Raw genomic sequence first — 16,118 nt, 5'->3', positions numbered from 1 at the left:
TCACGCGCTTCGGGCAAGCCGGCACGGTCCGGCTTGCCCGTCCCGGCGGGAGTATCATGAACGACATTGTCTACAGCGCGCGCAACATAACCAAGCGCTTTGGTCCGCAGCTGGCGCTGCAGGGCATCGATCTCGACCTGCATGAAGGTGAGATACTTGGGATCGTCGGCGCCAATGGCGCGGGCAAATCCACCTTGATGAAGATATTGTCCGGCGCGCTTCAGGCCGATGACGGCGAGTTGCGGCTCGGAGACAACGTCCATCATATGGGGTCGATGCTCGAGGCTTGGCAGGCCGGGGTCGCTTTTGTCTCCCAGGAACTCAACCTTTTTCCGCCACTCAGCGTTGCAGAGAACCTCTGGTTGGTTCCAGGCCGCACCGGACTGACGCCGACGCGAGAATTCCTCACCGCCGCACGGGTCCAGACCGAGCGTCTCGGCCTGAAAGTGCCGCTCTCCACTCCCCTCGCCTCGTTGTCGCTGGCAGACCATCAATTGGTCGAGATCGCCCGCGCGCTCCTGCAACAGCCTCGGGTCCTGATACTGGACGAACCGACATCGGCGCTGCATGCAAGCGAGGTCGGCAGGCTGCACGAGATTCTGCGAGGACTCCGCGAATCCGGTGTTGCGATGATCTATATCTCGCATTTCCTCGAGGAGGTCCTTGAGATTGCCGACAATGTTGTCGTCATCCGCGACGGGATGAACGTGCCGCTGGAAAGCCGCGGCAAGCGGCCAACCATCCCGGAAATCGTCACCGCGATGCTTGGCCGGGCGTCGGATGCTGTGCACGAACCACCGGCTCGAAAAACAAGTACGGCCGCAAACGGCGTCAGGAAATTGGGGATAGAAAATCTACGCGCGCCGGGTCTCTCCATCGACAGCCTGGTCGCTACGCAGGGTGAAGTCGTTGGCCTTGCCGGCCTCGCCGGCTCGGGTGTCGAAACCGTATTTGAAATCCTGTTCGGCGTCGCCACGCCCGCAAGCGGGGTAATTCGTCTGCCCTCCGGTGCGCGGCAGGCCCACAACCGCCCGCAGGCCGTGGCATCGGGCGTTGCCTATTTCCCGTCCGATCGCAAGCATCTCGGTCTGACGCTGGACCAGAGCATTCACGAGAACGTATCAGCCGTCAGGAGCCTGAGCCTCGGCCGCGACGGACCAGTGCCCAAAGTTGCCCGCCAGCGGCAGATCGCGGAAGAACGCTGTGCGCAGATCGGCGTGAAAATGCAAAGCGTCGACCAGCCCGTAAGCAGCCTGTCGGGCGGCAATCAGCAAAAGGTGGTTTTTGCCCGCTGGCTGGAGGCCAATCCCAGCCTGCTGCTGCTCGACGATCCGATGCGCGGCGTCGACATCAACGCCAAGCAAGAAATGTACCGGATTATCCGCGATCTTGCGGAAGGTGACCGTGTCATCCTCTTTTATTCGACCGATCCGGGCGACTATGTAGCGACCACCGACCGCGTGCTCGTCTTTAATGACGGAAGGATAATCGATGAACTGAGCGGTGAGCGCCTGAACGAACACGAACTGGTCGCCTCGATGAATGGCGAGACGGCACAAACAGCGTAAGCAGCGGCACGCCAAGCGGCTGCTGAAACGATCGGGAGAAAAACATGATCAATCTTGAGGGCAAGGTCGCTGTCGTCACCGGCGGCGGAATGGGCATCGGCGCAGGCATCGCCAAGGTTCTCTCCGGCTATGGCGCGACCATCGCCATCGCCGACATCAACACCGAGACATCGAAGCCGTCGCTCGAAGCCATCGAGGCGGCCGGCGGCAAGGCTGCGATCTTCCAGCATGACGTGACCGACTGGGATTCCGCCTTCGCCCTCGTCGAGGCTGTAGAGGCCAAACTTGGCCCGATCGACATCCTCGTCAACAATGCGGGCGTGTCCAAGCGCATGCCCTTGGTCGAAATGACGGAGCAGGGATGGGATCGCGTACTCGATATCAATCTGAAGGGCCAATTCATCACCACCCGCGCGGTAATTCCCGGCATGCTCGCGCGCAATCGCGGCCGGGTCATCAACATGGCTTCGGTGGTTTCCAAGCAGGGCGTCGGAAATTTCTCGGCCTACTGCACATCGAAATTCGGTGTGATTGGCTTCACCCAGTCCATCGCGCAGGAATATGCCAAAACCAACATCACGGTGAATGCCGTATGCCCGGGCATCCTCATGACTCCGCTCCATGACGGCATCGTCGAGCAAATGGCGACCGCCGACAATGTCGACTTCGAAACGGCAAAGAAGAATTTCGTCGGTCTGGTGCCGCAGGGACATCCGCAGACGCCCGAGGATGTCGGGCATTTCATCGCCTTCCTCGCCTCCGATCTTGCCCAGAACGTGACAGGGCAATCCTACCATATCGATGGCGGCATGCAGATGGATTGAGGCCCGTGGCGATCAGGTAGCGGCCCGCTCCGGCGATACGCCCGGGAACCAAAAACCACCGTTTCCGGTCAACGGAGCGCGCCGTTCCTTCGCTTTTTCCTGTATCCTTGGCCGGAGGCCCCGCAACCAGGCAGTCGAGGAGGACGGCGATGCCGAACAGATATACCGTCGCTCGAAACATCAGATTTCGCCACATCCGTTGCTTCATCGAAGTCGCGACCGAGTAAAACATTTCACGCGCAGCCGAAAATCTCGGCACGGGTCAACCGGCACTGTCCAGGACGCTGAAGGAATTGGCGGAGCTCCTGTCGACGCGCCTGTTCGACTGCACCAAGGGCGGGCTGGAACTGACCGACGCCGGCAAGATCTTCCTTAAATACGCGTCGGGCGGCATGGCTCTGTCGCAAACCGTAATTTTTTGGTCACGATGGGACGCGTCATTGCCGTCTATCAAGCGGCCAGGATTTCGAATTGGTCAGCTATTGAAGGACGAGGATTATAGACAAACCTCGCCTTTCGCTTTCGCATCATGTGGACCATTTCGATGCCGTCGATGGTGATGCGATCCGGGCGGCCATGGCGTGCAAACGCCTTTCGAAGGAAACGCTTTGCAGCCGACAGGTCACGACGTTCGCTGAAGAAGAACTCGACCGTATCGCCTATACTGTCGATGGCGCGGTAAAGATACATCCATTGGCCGCGCACCTTGATGCAAGTCTCGTCGAGATCCCACTTGCCAGCAACGACGCGTTTGCGTTGGTGGAAACAATCCAGCAACTGCGGCGCAAAGTGTACGACCCAGCAGTGCACAGTCGAATGATCAACGCTCAGACCGCGTTCGGCCATCATCTCTTCGAGATCAGGCAGGCTGAGATTGTAGGCGAGGCGCCAGCGTACACACAGCAAGATGACCGACTGGTCGAAATGGCGGCCTTTGAACATGGAAAGCTCCCGAAAACATCGAGAGAGCATTATCGGTCGCCGGTTAGCGAAGAGTTTGCGACAGATCCGACGTGGTTTTGTGGCTTCCCGGACTGGACTAAAAGAACCGACCGCGGCTCGGTGTGACGCGGACGGAGCGGCGGGAGCCTCCGCTCCCGCCTGATACGCTCACCATCCGATCTGGACGGTCGCGCAGGCTCCATCATCGCCATTCTGCTGGAGATGGGCTTCTGTATTCTGGCCGAACTGGAACAGGCCGCAAGCATTGCCGTTGCCGTTCTGCTCGATTGTGCCGACATGGCCGTCGCCATTCTGATGGATGACGCCGAGATTGCCGGAACCATTCTGCATGAGACCGGCGGCGTTGCCAAAGCCGTTCTGGGTGATGGAGCCGTCCTTGATTCCCTTTGCGAGACCATAGAAGCGCAGGCCGGTCTGAAGCGCCTGGGCTTTCTCCGGGTCGGTGGGATTCAGGTTGACCGAAACAGATCCGCCGGCGAAAGCCGGGGCTGCGGCAAGGCTGGCTGCAAGGGTGACGCCTGCGATGAGGCTGCGGATAGCGGTGTTCATGGTTCTCTCCTTGGTTAAGACTGCTTTCGCCGGCCTCACTGCCGATCGATGGGGAGAGTATGCCGGGGCGCGCTTGAACGGGTTTGGAACGAGGCATTCATTTCTCGTTCAGCACGCAAAAGCCGACGAACTTCAATCAGTAATGACGCGCGCATGCAAAACGGGCTCCGGTCGCCCGGAGCCCGTTTTTCAGAATGCAGGCTATGAAGTTCATATCTGGCCGGCGCGCTCATGACAGGTGAAGCGTCCGGCGTTCGTGTCGACGCCCAACGCGGCGTCGTAAAGGGCGCTTCCGCCACCCAGCGTCACCCGACCGAGCATGGCCGGCTGGCCTGGCGCGGCGCTGAACGAACCGCCCTGCCGGATATTTGAGCCACCGCCGCCGCCCGCGGATTCCACACGGAATGTGTAGGATCCCGAAAGCGGCGCATCCGCATGCACCACGCCCTGAAGCGTGACCATGCCGCCAGAGGTCTCGGTGACAATCTCGCAGCGCGTTTCATTCGAATGCGCCTGGCCCGAATTCGCCGTAAGCGCGGCGCCGGACAGCGCCGCAGCAAAGGCGGCGGACATGAGCGTTATGGACGTTTTCTTCTTCATGGTGAAAATCTCCTTGTGATCAGAACGACGAATGGCCGAGGGCGACGTTCATCCCCCTCGGCCGGTCGCCTTTTTGCATTGCGCGCGCCTCAGGGGCAGGTCTGCACGAAGGCTGCGACATTGCCACCGCCAGACTGCGAAACGCCGGCGTTGCAGCCATTGCCCACCTGAACGCCGGCGGCGACATTGCCATTGCCGTCCTGCGACATGACAGCGTTGTGGTTGGCGCCGAACTGGCCTACGCCGGCCGCGTTGTCGTGACCGTTCTGCCAGGTGTCAGCAGCGTTGTTCACACCCTGCTGGCCCGTGGCCGAAACGTTGTTGGAGCCATTCTGCTGGGTCACGGAACTGTTCCATGCGCCATTCTGAAAGACGCCGATGGCGTTGTTGAAGCCGCTTTGGGCGCCGCCTGCGGCGTTGCCCCAACCGTACTGTTCGATGGAAAGGCTGTTGGCGAAGGCCGGCAGGGCCGTCACGATGGCGATGGCGGCGGCGGCTGTCGTCTTGATGAAGGTGCTGGTCATTTTGGTACTCTCCTGATTGAGCGGGCATCCCCCGCTGGTTGTCAACGATGACGGTTCTAGCAATCGCTTCCGGAACCCACGCTGAACCTCCCGTTCAGGCGCCGTTCACCCGGACACGACCAGCGGGAGCGTCTCTGAACCGCCAGGAAAACGCGCCGGCGGGAGGCTTTCGATGCCCGTGGCCATCCGAAAAGTCCGCAGGGTCTTTCCAGAAAACCGGCGAGGCAGTAACAAGGGCTCCATGAAGTTCCTGATCGTTGGCGACGGCCGATACATGTCAGCTCGTGCGACAACGGGCCTGATAAAGCGCGGCCACGAGATAGCCGAGATCTGGACGACAGCGCCAAAATCCTTTGAAAGGCATCCGAGCTTCATCAAGCGGCTGCTTCTTCCTGCAGACTATGACGCTCGTACGGTGATCGAACGTCACGGAATACGCGTTCGAAACATCAGCGGCGTAAAGAAGCGCGATCTGGTCGCCCTTTTGGATCAGTGTAGTCCCGCGGACGCGCTTCTTTGCACCGGCAGCCATGTGATTTTTCCGCTGGAGTTGCTCGACCGTTTTCCTGACCGGGCTTTCAACCTGCACCCGGCGATGCTTCCCGATTATCGCGGCCCCGGCCCGATCGAATCTCTCGTTCTGCACGGGAAGGCGGATGAGTTTGGCGGAATAACCTTGCACCGCCTTTCAGAGGGCATCGACGAAGGCGAAATCGTCGGCCAGAGACGGTTGCCTTTCTCCGACTACGGAACACGATTGTCCTGGTCGCTCGCCTTCGCGCGCGCCAGCGGAGAACTTGTTGAAAACGAACTTGACGCGCTTCTGCGCGGGGTTGGCGCTTCAGTCCCACAGGAACCCGGATCCGGATCCTATATCGCGGCGAAAGACATCGAACTTTCGGTTCGACAAGACTGGCCATTTGATCGCGCTGTCGATCATATGCGCAAGGCGCCGCTCGTTCAGTATCGCACCTTTCTGACCCTGAATGACGGCGGGAAATACATCGCCATTATCGGGACGCCGCGTTCCGTGGCCCCCCCAACCGGCGAACCGGCCGTCATTGGACGGTGGGCCGTCGTTGTTGATCTTGCCGACAGGCGCGTCAGATTTTTCAGGGACAACAGCGTTCGAAGGATGCTTCGACGCCTGAGATCCCATGTCGATGTCGCCGCCTTCCGATGGCGATTGATAGCCAAACCGGAACCAGAAAACTGACGTCGGTTCGACGCTGTAACCAGAAATCAACGAGACAGCCCGAAATGGTTGTTGACGCAGACCGTTATATCTATTATTCTTGATGTATGGATACAACTCAGGCGATTTTTGCATTTTCAGCGCTTAGCCAGGAAACACGTCTGGACGTGCTGCGCCTTCTGATCAAGGCGGGTCAGACCGGAATGAATGCAGGCGAGATCGGCGATGTGCTGGGCGTGCGCCAGAACACCATGTCGACCAATCTCAATATTCTCCTGCGGTCCGGACTGGTTCGCAACGAGCGCGAGGGCCGTTCGATCCGGTACTTCGCCGATATCGACGGTATCCGCGGCCTTCTTGCATTTCTGATGGAAGATTGCTGCGGCGGAAAACCTGAACTCTGCGAGCCCGTGCTCGACGCAATCGTCTGCGACTGCTGATGGAGAAAAAGATGGACGACAACAAGATCTTCAACGTGCTTTTCCTGTGTACCGGAAACTCCGCGCGCTCAATCCTCGCGGAAGCCATATTGAACCGTGAGGGCGCCGGCAGGTTCCGCGCCTATTCGGCAGGCTCGCAGCCGAAGGGCGAGGTTCATCCGCAGGCGATCGCGCTCCTGAAAAAGGCCAATTACGACACGTCCTTTGCACGTTCCAAGGACTGGCTTGAATTCGCCGAGCCCGGCGCGCCGGAGATGGATTTTGTTTTCACTGTCTGCGACAACGCAGCTCAGGAAAGTTGTCCGGTGTGGCCGGGACAGCCGATGACGGCGCATTGGGGCGTTCCCGATCCGGCTGCTGTCGAAGGCTCAGACACGGTAATCGCGCTCGCCTTTGCCGATACCTACCGCATGCTCAATCAGCGCATCACGATTTTCTGCTCGCTGCCGATTCACAGCCTGGACAAGCTGTCGCTCCAGAAGCGCCTTTCCGATATCGGCAAATCCGGATCGTGACCTGGTCTGTTCCAAAACGGCTTGGCGCAGAGTTTACCGGCACTGCGTTCCTTTTGGCGACCGTGGTCGGCTCCGGCATCATGGCGGAGCGGCTGGCCGATGGGAATGTCGCGATCGCCCTGCTTGGAAACACTATTCCGACCGGCGCCATTCTCGTCATACTCATTACGATGTTCGGGCCGATTTCGGGCGCCCATTTCAATCCGGCGGTCAGCCTTGTCTTTTTCCTGAAGAGACAATTGCCGGCGCAACTCTTCGCCGCCTATGTGGCCGCGCAGATCATCGGCGGTCTGGTTGGCGTGTGGGTTGCGCATCTTATGTTCGCAGAAGAGCTCATCCAGTTCTCGCTGAAGGAGCGAACCGGCGGGTCGCAATGGTTTGCCGAGGGCGTCGCGACTTTCGGCCTGCTCATGACGATATTGCTGACCATCAGAATGCGCGAAAACGCGGTCGCCATGGGCGTCGGCCTTTATATCACCGCCGCCTACTGGTTTACCGCCTCGACATCCTTCGCCAATCCTGCGGTCACGATCGCGCGTGGTTTTTCCGACACCTTCGCCGGAATTCGTCCACAGGACGTCCTGCCCTTTATCGTGGCGCAATGCGCGGGCGCTGTTTTTGCCTGGGCCTATTGCAATTGGCAACTCGGCGAGGACGGCGATATAGATGTTGGCAAAAAGGCGTAGCGTACAAGAATAAGGTTGAGTGTGTGAATAATCCTATCGAACAGGATCTGCCAAATGTCGATTTCAGCCGGATGCGGCCGGTTATAACCGAATATCTGAAAAGCGACGACGACCCGGGGCATCCACCGCGCATACTTTTGTTGTACGGCTCGCTCAGAAAACGCTCCTTCTCCAAACTGGTCGCGCTGGAAGCGGAACGCCTTCTGAAATGGCACGGCTGCGAAACGCGCATCTTTGATCCGCGCGACCTGCCGCTGCCTGATGCAGAGGAGCCCGATCATCCAAAGGTGCGCGAGCTGCGCGACCTGGCCAGCTGGTCCGAAGGCATGATCTGGGTGTCGCCCGAACGTCATGGCGCGATGACCGGAATCATGAAGGCCCAGATCGACTGGATACCGCTTTCACTGGGAGCCGTGCGCCCGACACAGGGAAAGACGCTCGCTGTCATGCAGGTCAGCGGCGGATCACAGAGCTTCAACGCGATCAATCAGATGCGCGTGCTGGGGCGCTGGATGCGGATGGTGACCATCCCCAACCAGTCGTCCGTCGCAAAGGCGTTCCTGGAGTTCGACGAAAACGACCGGATGAAGCCGTCGGCCTATTACAACCGGATCGTCGACGTGGTCGAGGAACTGGTGAAATTCACCTGGATGGTGCGCGGGCGCTCGGATTATCTGGTTGATCGATACTCGGAGCGTGTGGAAGACGCGGCACAGCTGTCAAAACGGGTCAACCAGCGCTCCTGATTCGAGTTACGTTTCAGTGGCTCAGCTTCATGACCGCGATGCCTGCGACGATCAGCAGCGCGGCCGAGACGCGCAGCGGCGTGAGGGCCTCACCCAGGAACATCGCGCCGACAACAAGCGCGCCGACTGCGCCGATACCGGTCCAGATCATGTATGCAGTTCCGAGAGGAAGGCTGCGCATGGCCAGCGCGAGCAGTGAAAACGACACAATCATCGCACAGAGCGTAACGAACGACGGGGCAAGACGCGTAAACCCCTCCGACTGTTTCATCGACAAAGCCCAGACGACTTCGAACAGGCCGGCGAAAAGCAGAAAAACCCAGGACATGACTATCACCATGCAGGGTCGTCCCGTTTGATTTGATGGAGACTGGAAGGTCGTCCTTCCGAAACCCTATATGATGAGCGCCGCCGGGCCTTTCAAGGCTGCGCCGTTCTTTCGTCAGGCGTCCGGCTCGAGGCGGATGAGCGCGCCGGAGCTTCCGTCTGTCAGGATCATGACAGCGCCGTCCTGCGCAACGTCGACGTCGCGAATGCGCGCCTCGCCCTGTAGATACCGGGCTTCGCCCCTGACCTTCCCATCCTCGATGACCAGCCGGACCAGGGCCTGTCCGCGCAATCCGCCGATCAGCACGCTGCCCCGCCAGTCGGGAAACATCGCGCCTTCGTAAAAGGCCATGCCGCTCGGCGCTATGACCGGATCCCAGTAGTAGACCGGCTGCTGCATGCCTTCCATCTGTGTCAGTCCCTCGCCGACCCGTGCGCCGCTGTAGTTTTCGCCATAGGTAATCACCGGCCAGCCATAGTTCAGACCCGGTTCCGGCCGGTTGAGTTCGTCGCCGCCGCGCGGCCCGTGCTCCACCGTCCACAATGCGCCGTCCGGCGCTATCGCCGCCGATTGCAGGTTTCGATGCCCGTAGGACCAGATCTCCGGCAAGCCGCCCGGAATTTCCGGATTGCCTGCGGCCGGGCCGCCCTCCGGATTGATCCGCACGACCTTGCCAAGCGTTGTTCCGACATCCTGCGCCAGTTGACGCGGTTCAGGATCGGATCGCTCTCCTGTCGTTACGAAGAGGGCGCCCTCCCGGTCGAAAACAAGCCGCGACCCGTAATGTTTTGTCGAAACCCAGGCCGGTTCCTGGCGGAAGATGACCTTAACCTCTGTCATGGCTTCGCCGGAAGGCGACAGGACGCCTGTCGCTACAGCTGTGGCGTTGGCGCCGCCGCCTCTTGGTTCGGCGTAACTCCACCAGACGCGCCGCGTCGACTGGAAATCATCCCGTACGACAACGTCGAGCAACCCGCCCTGTCCCCGAGCATCGACTTCCGGCAGGCCATCGATCGGTCGCGACAGAGCGCCTTCCGGATCCGCCAGACGCATGGCTCCCTGCCGTTCGGTAATGATCCAGCCGCCGCCTGGCAATTCGTCCACGCCCCAGGGATTGCGCAGACCATCGACGATGGTCTCCTGTTTCAGTTCAATTGTCTCGTCAATGACCGGAGCACGGGTCTGGCCGGTAAACGCCGGCTCCTGCCAGGAAGCATTAGGCGGCGTTGCGTTGAAATCCTGAGCCAGAACCGCCGAAGGAGATAGCGCCGCGGCGAAAACGATCGCCAAACCGGCGATAAAAAATCTATTGGACGTCATCATAAAGCTCCCTGCGTACAGGGAACCTTAGATGGACCAGCAGCAAGGCTATTCAAGTCCGAAACGACGCGCGCCCAGATCCAGTCAGGCGCGGCGTTTCGTGAATTCTATCGACTGCAATCGCTTGCGGGCACGGACTGGACGTCGGAAACGCCTCCGCCGGTCACGGTGATCTGAGCGCATGTGCTGGTAGTGCTGTTCCACCAGACGGATGTTTGCCCGAAATTGATAACCCGTTGATAACCCCGGTCTCGCAAGGCTGCAAACGCGGGCGCCTGTGCGACGCCGTTCAGATTGGTGATGTCGCTGACATTGCCATAGGTCGGCACGGTCTGGCAGGCGGAAAACAACAACGGCGCCAGCACAACATAGATGAGGCGTTTCATACGTTCATTCCTCGTTCTTCTTGATACACGGAAGACAATCTACGGCAGCTTAGACAAATTGGCAGTAGAAATGAACTGAAAGTGATCGCTTAAAACCGGAAAGGGCCGCCGAAACAGTATCCGGCGGCCCTCCTGTATCATGATGGTGTTACGCGCTTGCCCGTCAGAGGCTGGCCCTCTCAAGCATCCGGTTAAGGCCTGCGGATTCCTGCCCGCCGGCGCCTGGACGATTGCCCTTCCGGTGCTTCTTCTTTCCACCATGCGGGCGGGCGGCCTCCTGCGGACGATTTTCCGCCGACGGCTTGCCGCGTTTGCGACGACGACGGTTTTGTTCGGACGGCTCGCCGAACGCGACCGGCTTGTCGCCTTCGGCGCGCGCCTTGTTCCTGTTGCGGTGACGCGGCTTCCGTTTCTTCGCGCGTCCCGCGCCATCAGCCTCCCGGTTTGGTTCGCCATGCGGCTTTTCGCTTGGGCGGTCGTCAGCGATCTCCGGCGTGTTGTCGTTGACCGCCCCGTCCATTACCGGAATGCGGATATTCGTCAGCCGCTCGATATCGCGCAGCAGCGAGCGCTCGGCCGTCGTACAGAACGCCACGGCGTGACCTGTCTTGCCTGCGCGAGCGGTGCGCCCGATACGATGCACATAGACTTCCGGCACATTCGGAAGGTCGTAGTTGAAGACATGCGTCACATCGTCGATGTCGATGCCTCTTGCAGCGATATCGGTTGCGACCAGGGTCGAAAGCTTGCCGTTGCGAAAAGCCGAAAGCGTCCGCTCGCGCTGTCCCTGGCTGCGATTGCCATGGATCGGCTGGGCGTGGACGCCGTCGCGGTCAAGCTGCTTGCAGAGCCGGTCTGCGCCGTGCTTCGTGCGGGTAAAGACAACCGCGCGTTCGACAGCGGCGTCCTTGAGCATCGTCGAGAGCGTGCGGGGTTTCGCCCTTCCGTCGAGGAACACCACCTTCTGGTCGATGCGCGTGATCGGCTTTGAGACCGGCGCCACAGATACTTCCGCCGGATCCGACAGGAAATCATTGGCGAGGCTGCGGATTTGTTTCGGCATCGTGGCCGAGAACAAAAGTGTCTGACGTTGCGAGGGAACGCGTCCGAGGATCTTGCGGATCGTCGGCATGAATCCGAGGTCCAGCATCTGGTCGGCCTCGTCAAGAACGACTGATCCAGTGTCCTGAAGAGTGACGGCGCCTGATTCCAGGTGGTCGAGCAGGCGGCCAGGCGTTGCGACGATGAAGTCGACGCCGTTGGCCAGCGTGCGGATTTGCGGTCCGGGTTTGGCGCCGCCGATCACGATGGCGATCGATGGCTTGAGCGCGCGGCCGTAGGTCCGGATCGAATCGGCGATCTGGGAGGCCAGTTCACGGGTCGGCGCAAGAATCAGAACCGCGGCGGTTTTCGGGCGCGGCTTTCTGCGGTTGCGCGCCAGCCGATCGAGCTGCGGCAGCACAAACGCCGCCGTCTTGCCGGTGCCGGTCTGGGCGATTCCCAGAACGTCACGACCGGCTATCATGATGGGGATCGCCTGCGCCTGGATAGGTGTGGGTGTATCGTATCCTTCGGACTTCACAGCCTTGAGGACGGGCTCGGCGAGGCCGAGATCATTAAATGTAGTCAAAACAGTCTTTCCTGCCCGCGCGCGGTCATTGACCGGTTCACGCGGTGCTATTGTTTCTTTTCTTTCAGGAAACCAGCGTAGATCGGCAGCCAAATCGGGGGCGCCCGTGACGGGCGCGGCGTGCAGGCAACGATCTTGGGGGACAATTGCAGGGTCGCATCTGTTACCGCTGATCCGTTGTCCGGTCATCTACGCGCGGCGTGCGACGTGGCGTAAATGACACCGAATCGTGATGATTGCAAGGTGTTCATGGAAAAAGATTGCTCCGAGCTCGAAGCCTTTGCGCCTTTCGCAGCCGCTGACGCCGGTGTTGTCATCAATTCTCGTCCAGGGCCTCGCCTTCGGCAAGATCCGGAATACGCGCCGTGGTTTCGGACACTTCGCCGCTCATCGTTTCCGTCGCCGGAAATCCGAGCGCTTTTCTAAGCGAATTCAACCGGTTCATCCATCCCTTTAGAAACTTCCCCTGACCTGGCTTCATTGCGAACATGTGGTAGTAGGTGGCGCGTATCTCGGTGTAGGCAAGCAGCGCAGAGTCGATATCGCATCCGTCGCACGCCGCCTGCGTCGCCGCTCCGAAGACTCCGTCTTCCTCGCATTCTGTCGCCCGCTGGAGGATCCGTACAGCGCGTCTGGGGCCCATATTGACGGCCGTATCGAATTGGCAGAACGCCATCTTGTCCCGCAACCGGTCGCATCGGGCGCCTTTCCAGTACATGGACTGATAAATGTCCGCCACTTCGCCGTCCGTGATGTACAGCACGTCCTTTGAAGAGAGCGACCTGCCGCTGCGCCATGCGTCGTAGGTGGCCTGGGTGACGCCCTTGTTTGTGCGGCCGCCTCGATCGTCCGGATCGTCGACAAACCCCCCCTCCCATCTAAGCACGAATTTCAGCGCCTGCGCATATGAGAACATGGCGTTACCTCATCGAAGTCTGAAACCGGATTTTATTATACCTTCTTTCCACCGGACCTGCGAACAGCAGCGTCGAATCCGGTCCGTCGGCGGCTTTCAAGCCTGCCGGTCAGACCGGCCGCGGGAGGTCCGTCGCCCCGAGTTGACAATCCTCAGGGGCCGACATACCAATGATCATACCGACGCGAAGAGTGTTTCGCCTTGCGAAACCGGGAGGAGCCGTGCCGGCAAAAACCAGGAATTCTGGCGGATGCGACGCTGGTCGCCACCCTGATCCGCATGACATGCGTCGATGGCTGGAGCGGCTTATCTCGCTTGTTGCGGCGGAGGGATCTGGCTGATGAAGCCTGTCTGTCTCGCCGGGCTTCCTGGCATCGTATTCGGCGTCGCCGCGGGTTGTGGCTGCGCCATCCCTCCCGACCGAATACGCCTATCTGGGAGGAGTTGCGACACATGAATTCTCGGCCTTATCCCTGGGAGCAATTCTATCCGCCAGGTTTGCGTTGGGATTGTCCAATTCCGGCAAGCACCGTGCCACAACTTCTCGAAGCCGCCGCCGCGGCGGACGGCGATCGCACGGTCGTTCATTTTCGTGACTGGACAATATCCTACAAGGAATTGCAGGCGCAGGCAGAGAAACTCGCCGCATCTCTACTGGCGAAAGGGTATGGCGGCGATCGCTGCATCGCTCTCTACATGCCCAACTCTCCTTACCATCTGATCGCCTTTTTCGGAATTCTGAGAGCCGGGGCCCGGGTCGTCCACCTGTCGCCGCTCGACGCCCGTCGCGAACTCGCTCACAAAATGACAGACTCCGGCGCACAAACGATCGTGACGACCAACGTTGGAGGGATGTTCGAAAATGCGGTCAAGCTGATGGAAGACGGTCTGGCTGGAACCGTGATTGTGGGCGACGATGCAGCTTTTGGCGATCCAGGCCCCGCACGCGACGCAATCATCGAACGCGACGGCGTGATCCGTTTTGACGAGTTCTGCAGCGCGCCCGTTCCGCCGGAATGGCCGGCGGTCGGTCCCGACGACATCGCCTTGCTGCAATATACTGGCGGCACAACCGGTTTGCCGAAAGGCGCCATCCTCACCCACGCGAATCTCAGCGCCGCCGTCAGCCAGTACGACGCCTGGTATTCGGGCCTTTACGGCCGTCCGGATGAAACCGAAATCGTGCTTTGCGTGCTGCCGCTTTTCCATATTTATGCGCTTTCGGCGGTGATGCTGCTTTCCGTCAAACGCCAATGCGAACTCGTTTTGCATATGCGGTTCGACGCCGGAAAAGTGCTTGAGGATATCGAACGGCGAAAGATCACCAGCTTTCCGGGCGTTCCAACCATGTGGATCGCCATTGTAAATCATCCCGACCTTATGAACCGCGACATTTCTTCGCTGCAACGCTGTGCGTCTGGCGGAGCGCCGCTGCCGATCGAGGTTGGCCAGCGCTTTGAGAAGCTGACGGGCCAACGTCTGGCCGGCGGTTGGGGAATGACCGAAACCTCTCCGTCTGGCACCAATCTGCTGCCTTTCGGAGAAACCAGGCACGGCTCCATCGGCATACCCTTGCCTGGTATTGAACTTCAGATCGTCTCGCTGGAGGATCCTCACAGGATCTTGTCGCCGGGCGAAATTGGCGAATTGCGGATCAAGGGAAAAAACGTGACGCGCGGCTACTGGAACAGACCTCAGGAAACGGCCTCGTCCTTTGCCGACGGTTTCTTTCTTACCGGAGACGTCGGATACATGGCCGAGGACGGTTTTTTCTATATCGTCGACCGAAAGAAGGACATGATCATTTCCGGCGGCTTCAACGTCTACCCCCAGATGATCGAACAGGCGATATACGAACATCCGGCGGTGGCTGAATGCATCGTGATCGGTGCGCCAGACAGCTATCGGGGCGAAGTCGCAAAGGCCTTCGTTACACTGAAAGCCGGCGCCGATACGCTCACACTAGAAGAATTGCAATCTTTTCTGTCCGACAAGCTCGGCCGTCACGAAATGCCGGGTATGCTCGAAATAAGGGATGCGTTGCCGAAAACCCCGGTCGGCAAATTGTCCAGGAAGGAACTTCGGCAAGAAGAGCTTTCACGGGCGGCCGGGGCCGCGAAAGACTTGGCTCTGAAGGCTTAATTCGAGGAGATTCATCATGTCCGCCGGAAGATTTCAACTGGACGGCATGGTCGCCGTCATAACCGGATCCAGCCGCGGGATCGGCCGGGCAATCGCAGAGACGATGGCGGATCTCGGCGCGAAAGTCGTGATTTCCAGTCGCAATGCGGAGCCGTGCCGGGAAGTCGCTGACAAGATCACAGGCAGTGGCGGAACGGCCATCGCGCAGCCCTGCAATATTTCCCGCAAGCAGGACGTTGAAGAACTGATTTCCGTCACGACCCGTGAACTCGGAACACCGGATATCCTCGTCTGCAACGCCGCGGTCAATCCCTATTTCGGGCCGCTGGAGGGTATCGAGGACGAGGCGTTCGACAAGATCATGAGTTCGAATATCAAGAGCAATCTCTGGCTCTGCAACCGTGTTGCGCCCGGCATGAAGGAAAAAGGCGGCGGGGCCATCGTAATCATCTCGTCGATAGCCGGACTGCGCGGCACCGAAGTCCTTGGCGCCTACGGCATCTCGAAGGCCGCTGACTTTTCACTTGCAAGGAATCTCGCCGTCGAGCACGGCCCGGACAATATCAGGGTGAACTGTATTGCTCCGGGTCTGGTCAAGACCGATTTCGCCCGCAAGCTTTGGGAGGACGAGAAGAGCCTTGCGCGCCGTACGCAGACGACGCCGCTGCGGCGCATCGGCATGCCTGAGGAAATCGGTCCGATCGCCGCATTTCTGGCCTCACCGGCGTCCAGTTTCATTACCGGACAGGTCATCGTCGCTGACGGAGGCGTGACGATCGCCTGATG

General features: G+C 59.8%; 19 protein-coding genes. 10 read left to right on the top strand and 9 right to left on the bottom strand.

Translation table 11 applies throughout. The annotated features are described in order from the left end of the window. The first annotated feature begins 56 nt into the window (after positions 1 to 56). From K1W69_RS14650 to K1W69_RS27485, 3 genes are all read left to right on the top strand, one after another. Complete coding sequence (locus tag K1W69_RS14650; RefSeq protein ID WP_220229057.1) at positions 57 to 1,568, top strand: sugar ABC transporter ATP-binding protein; 1,512 nt, start codon at positions 57 to 59, stop codon at positions 1,566 to 1,568. Positions 1,569 to 1,612: 44 nt separating this feature from the next. Further along, positions 1,613 to 2,392 (top strand): SDR family NAD(P)-dependent oxidoreductase, encoded by a 780-nt coding sequence (locus tag K1W69_RS14645; RefSeq protein ID WP_220229056.1) that lies wholly within the window; start codon positions 1,613 to 1,615, stop codon positions 2,390 to 2,392. Between the two features lie 230 nt (positions 2,393 to 2,622). Further along, a complete protein-coding gene (locus K1W69_RS27485; protein WP_220229365.1) occupies positions 2,623 to 2,952 on the top strand; it encodes a LysR family transcriptional regulator in 330 nt (109 codons plus the stop codon). Here K1W69_RS27485 and K1W69_RS14635 read toward each other — a convergent pair. The 4 genes from K1W69_RS14635 to K1W69_RS14620 all read right to left on the bottom strand — a co-directional run bounded on the left by K1W69_RS14635 (position 2,843) and on the right by K1W69_RS14620 (position 5,028). Continuing rightward, on the bottom strand, positions 2,843 to 3,334 hold the full coding sequence (locus K1W69_RS14635) for an IS6 family transposase (RefSeq protein ID WP_220229055.1): 492 nt from the start codon (positions 3,332 to 3,334) through the stop codon (positions 2,843 to 2,845). The two genes, K1W69_RS27485 and K1W69_RS14635, sit on opposite strands and share 110 nt — an antisense overlap. A gap of 168 nt (positions 3,335 to 3,502) precedes the next feature. After that, on the bottom strand, positions 3,503 to 3,904 hold the full coding sequence (locus K1W69_RS14630) for a curlin (RefSeq protein ID WP_220229054.1): 402 nt from the start codon (positions 3,902 to 3,904) through the stop codon (positions 3,503 to 3,505). 210 nt (positions 3,905 to 4,114) lie between these two features. Further along, the gene (gene csgH, locus K1W69_RS14625; protein WP_220229053.1) at positions 4,115 to 4,504 is read right to left on the bottom strand and encodes a curli-like amyloid fiber formation chaperone CsgH; all 390 of its coding nucleotides are present in this window, start codon (positions 4,502 to 4,504) and stop codon (positions 4,115 to 4,117) included. Positions 4,505 to 4,593: 89 nt separating this feature from the next. After that, a complete protein-coding gene (locus K1W69_RS14620; protein ID WP_220229052.1) occupies positions 4,594 to 5,028 on the bottom strand; it encodes a curlin in 435 nt (144 codons plus the stop codon). A 172-nt stretch (positions 5,029 to 5,200) separates the two neighbouring features. On the opposite strand from K1W69_RS14620, the gene K1W69_RS14615 reads away from it, so the two are divergent. The 5 genes from K1W69_RS14615 (at position 5,201) to arsH (ending at position 8,610) form a co-directional block, all read left to right on the top strand. After that, positions 5,201 to 6,244 carry a formyltransferase family protein gene (locus tag K1W69_RS14615; protein ID WP_220229051.1) on the top strand — a complete coding sequence of 348 codons (1,044 nt, stop codon included), beginning with the start codon at positions 5,201 to 5,203 and terminating at the stop codon, positions 6,242 to 6,244. A gap of 86 nt (positions 6,245 to 6,330) precedes the next feature. Continuing rightward, positions 6,331 to 6,663: an ArsR/SmtB family transcription factor gene (locus K1W69_RS14610; RefSeq protein WP_220229050.1), complete on the top strand. Its 333-nt coding sequence runs from the start codon at positions 6,331 to 6,333 to the stop codon at positions 6,661 to 6,663. Positions 6,664 to 6,674: 11 nt separating this feature from the next. Next, positions 6,675 to 7,178 (top strand): arsenate reductase ArsC, encoded by a 504-nt coding sequence (locus tag K1W69_RS14605; RefSeq protein ID WP_220229049.1) that lies wholly within the window; start codon positions 6,675 to 6,677, stop codon positions 7,176 to 7,178. Then, positions 7,172 to 7,864 (top strand): aquaporin, encoded by a 693-nt coding sequence (locus K1W69_RS14600; protein WP_220229364.1) that lies wholly within the window; start codon positions 7,172 to 7,174, stop codon positions 7,862 to 7,864. Before K1W69_RS14605 ends, K1W69_RS14600 begins: the two co-directional genes overlap by 7 nt. A 23-nt stretch (positions 7,865 to 7,887) precedes the next feature. Beyond that, the gene (gene arsH, locus K1W69_RS14595) at positions 7,888 to 8,610 is read left to right on the top strand and encodes an arsenical resistance protein ArsH (protein ID WP_370688247.1); all 723 of its coding nucleotides are present in this window, start codon (positions 7,888 to 7,890) and stop codon (positions 8,608 to 8,610) included. Positions 8,611 to 8,623: 13 nt separating this feature from the next. On the opposite strand, the gene K1W69_RS14590 is transcribed toward arsH, so the two are convergent. From K1W69_RS14590 to K1W69_RS14570, 5 genes are all read right to left on the bottom strand, one after another. Next, complete coding sequence (locus K1W69_RS14590; RefSeq protein ID WP_220229047.1) at positions 8,624 to 8,938, bottom strand: DMT family transporter; 315 nt, start codon at positions 8,936 to 8,938, stop codon at positions 8,624 to 8,626. A 114-nt stretch (positions 8,939 to 9,052) separates the two neighbouring features. Next, the gene (locus tag K1W69_RS14585; RefSeq protein WP_370688246.1) at positions 9,053 to 10,261 is read right to left on the bottom strand and encodes a PQQ-dependent sugar dehydrogenase; all 1,209 of its coding nucleotides are present in this window, start codon (positions 10,259 to 10,261) and stop codon (positions 9,053 to 9,055) included. A 104-nt stretch (positions 10,262 to 10,365) separates the two neighbouring features. Continuing rightward, a complete protein-coding gene (locus K1W69_RS14580) occupies positions 10,366 to 10,644 on the bottom strand; it encodes a hypothetical protein (protein WP_220229045.1) in 279 nt (92 codons plus the stop codon). Between the two features lie 163 nt (positions 10,645 to 10,807). Next, on the bottom strand, positions 10,808 to 12,274 hold the full coding sequence (locus K1W69_RS14575; protein ID WP_220229044.1) for a DEAD/DEAH box helicase: 1,467 nt from the start codon (positions 12,272 to 12,274) through the stop codon (positions 10,808 to 10,810). A gap of 316 nt (positions 12,275 to 12,590) precedes the next feature. Then, positions 12,591 to 13,190, bottom strand: a complete 600-nt coding sequence (locus tag K1W69_RS14570; RefSeq protein WP_220229043.1) for a glycoside hydrolase family 108 protein — start codon at positions 13,188 to 13,190, stop codon at positions 12,591 to 12,593. Between the two features lie 453 nt (positions 13,191 to 13,643). On the opposite strand from K1W69_RS14570, the gene pimA reads away from it, so the two are divergent. Then, entirely contained in the window at positions 13,644 to 15,332 is a 1,689-nt protein-coding gene (pimA, locus tag K1W69_RS14565) for a dicarboxylate--CoA ligase PimA (protein WP_220229042.1), read from the top strand. Positions 15,333 to 15,348: 16 nt separating this feature from the next. After that, positions 15,349 to 16,116 (top strand): SDR family NAD(P)-dependent oxidoreductase, encoded by a 768-nt coding sequence (locus K1W69_RS14560; RefSeq protein ID WP_220229041.1) that lies wholly within the window; start codon positions 15,349 to 15,351, stop codon positions 16,114 to 16,116. The last annotated feature ends 2 nt before the right edge of the window (positions 16,117 to 16,118 follow it).

Origin of the sequence: Flavimaribacter sediminis (genome assembly GCF_019492055.1) — a bacterium.
Classification (GTDB): domain Bacteria; phylum Pseudomonadota; class Alphaproteobacteria; order Rhizobiales; family Rhizobiaceae; genus Flavimaribacter; species Flavimaribacter sediminis.
This window is presented reverse-complemented; position numbering and strand designations above follow the sequence as displayed.

Excerpts from the sequence above, each read along its gene's own strand:
- K1W69_RS14645 (WP_220229056.1), top strand. The coding sequence starts at position 1,613 with ATGATCAATCTTGAGGGCAAGGTCGCTGTCGTCACCGGCGGCGGAATG.
- K1W69_RS14630 (WP_220229054.1), bottom strand. The coding sequence starts at position 3,904 with ATGAACACCGCTATCCGCAGCCTCATCGCAGGCGTCACCCTTGCAGCC.
- K1W69_RS14620 (WP_220229052.1), bottom strand. The coding sequence starts at position 5,028 with ATGACCAGCACCTTCATCAAGACGACAGCCGCCGCCGCCATCGCCATC.
- K1W69_RS14635 (WP_220229055.1), bottom strand. The coding sequence starts at position 3,334 with ATGTTCAAAGGCCGCCATTTCGACCAGTCGGTCATCTTGCTGTGTGTA.
- K1W69_RS14610 (WP_220229050.1), top strand. The coding sequence starts at position 6,331 with ATGGATACAACTCAGGCGATTTTTGCATTTTCAGCGCTTAGCCAGGAA.
- K1W69_RS14570 (WP_220229043.1), bottom strand. The coding sequence starts at position 13,190 with ATGTTCTCATATGCGCAGGCGCTGAAATTCGTGCTTAGATGGGAGGGG.
- K1W69_RS14650 (WP_220229057.1), top strand. The coding sequence starts at position 57 with ATGAACGACATTGTCTACAGCGCGCGCAACATAACCAAGCGCTTTGGT.
- K1W69_RS14580 (WP_220229045.1), bottom strand. The coding sequence starts at position 10,644 with ATGAAACGCCTCATCTATGTTGTGCTGGCGCCGTTGTTGTTTTCCGCC.
- csgH (WP_220229053.1), bottom strand. The coding sequence starts at position 4,504 with ATGAAGAAGAAAACGTCCATAACGCTCATGTCCGCCGCCTTTGCTGCG.
- K1W69_RS14605 (WP_220229049.1), top strand. The coding sequence starts at position 6,675 with ATGGACGACAACAAGATCTTCAACGTGCTTTTCCTGTGTACCGGAAAC.
- K1W69_RS14615 (WP_220229051.1), top strand. The coding sequence starts at position 5,201 with ATGCCCGTGGCCATCCGAAAAGTCCGCAGGGTCTTTCCAGAAAACCGG.
- K1W69_RS14590 (WP_220229047.1), bottom strand. The coding sequence starts at position 8,938 with ATGTCCTGGGTTTTTCTGCTTTTCGCCGGCCTGTTCGAAGTCGTCTGG.
- K1W69_RS14585 (WP_370688246.1), bottom strand. The coding sequence starts at position 10,261 with ATGATGACGTCCAATAGATTTTTTATCGCCGGTTTGGCGATCGTTTTC.
- pimA (WP_220229042.1), top strand. The coding sequence starts at position 13,644 with ATGAATTCTCGGCCTTATCCCTGGGAGCAATTCTATCCGCCAGGTTTG.
- K1W69_RS14560 (WP_220229041.1), top strand. The coding sequence starts at position 15,349 with ATGTCCGCCGGAAGATTTCAACTGGACGGCATGGTCGCCGTCATAACC.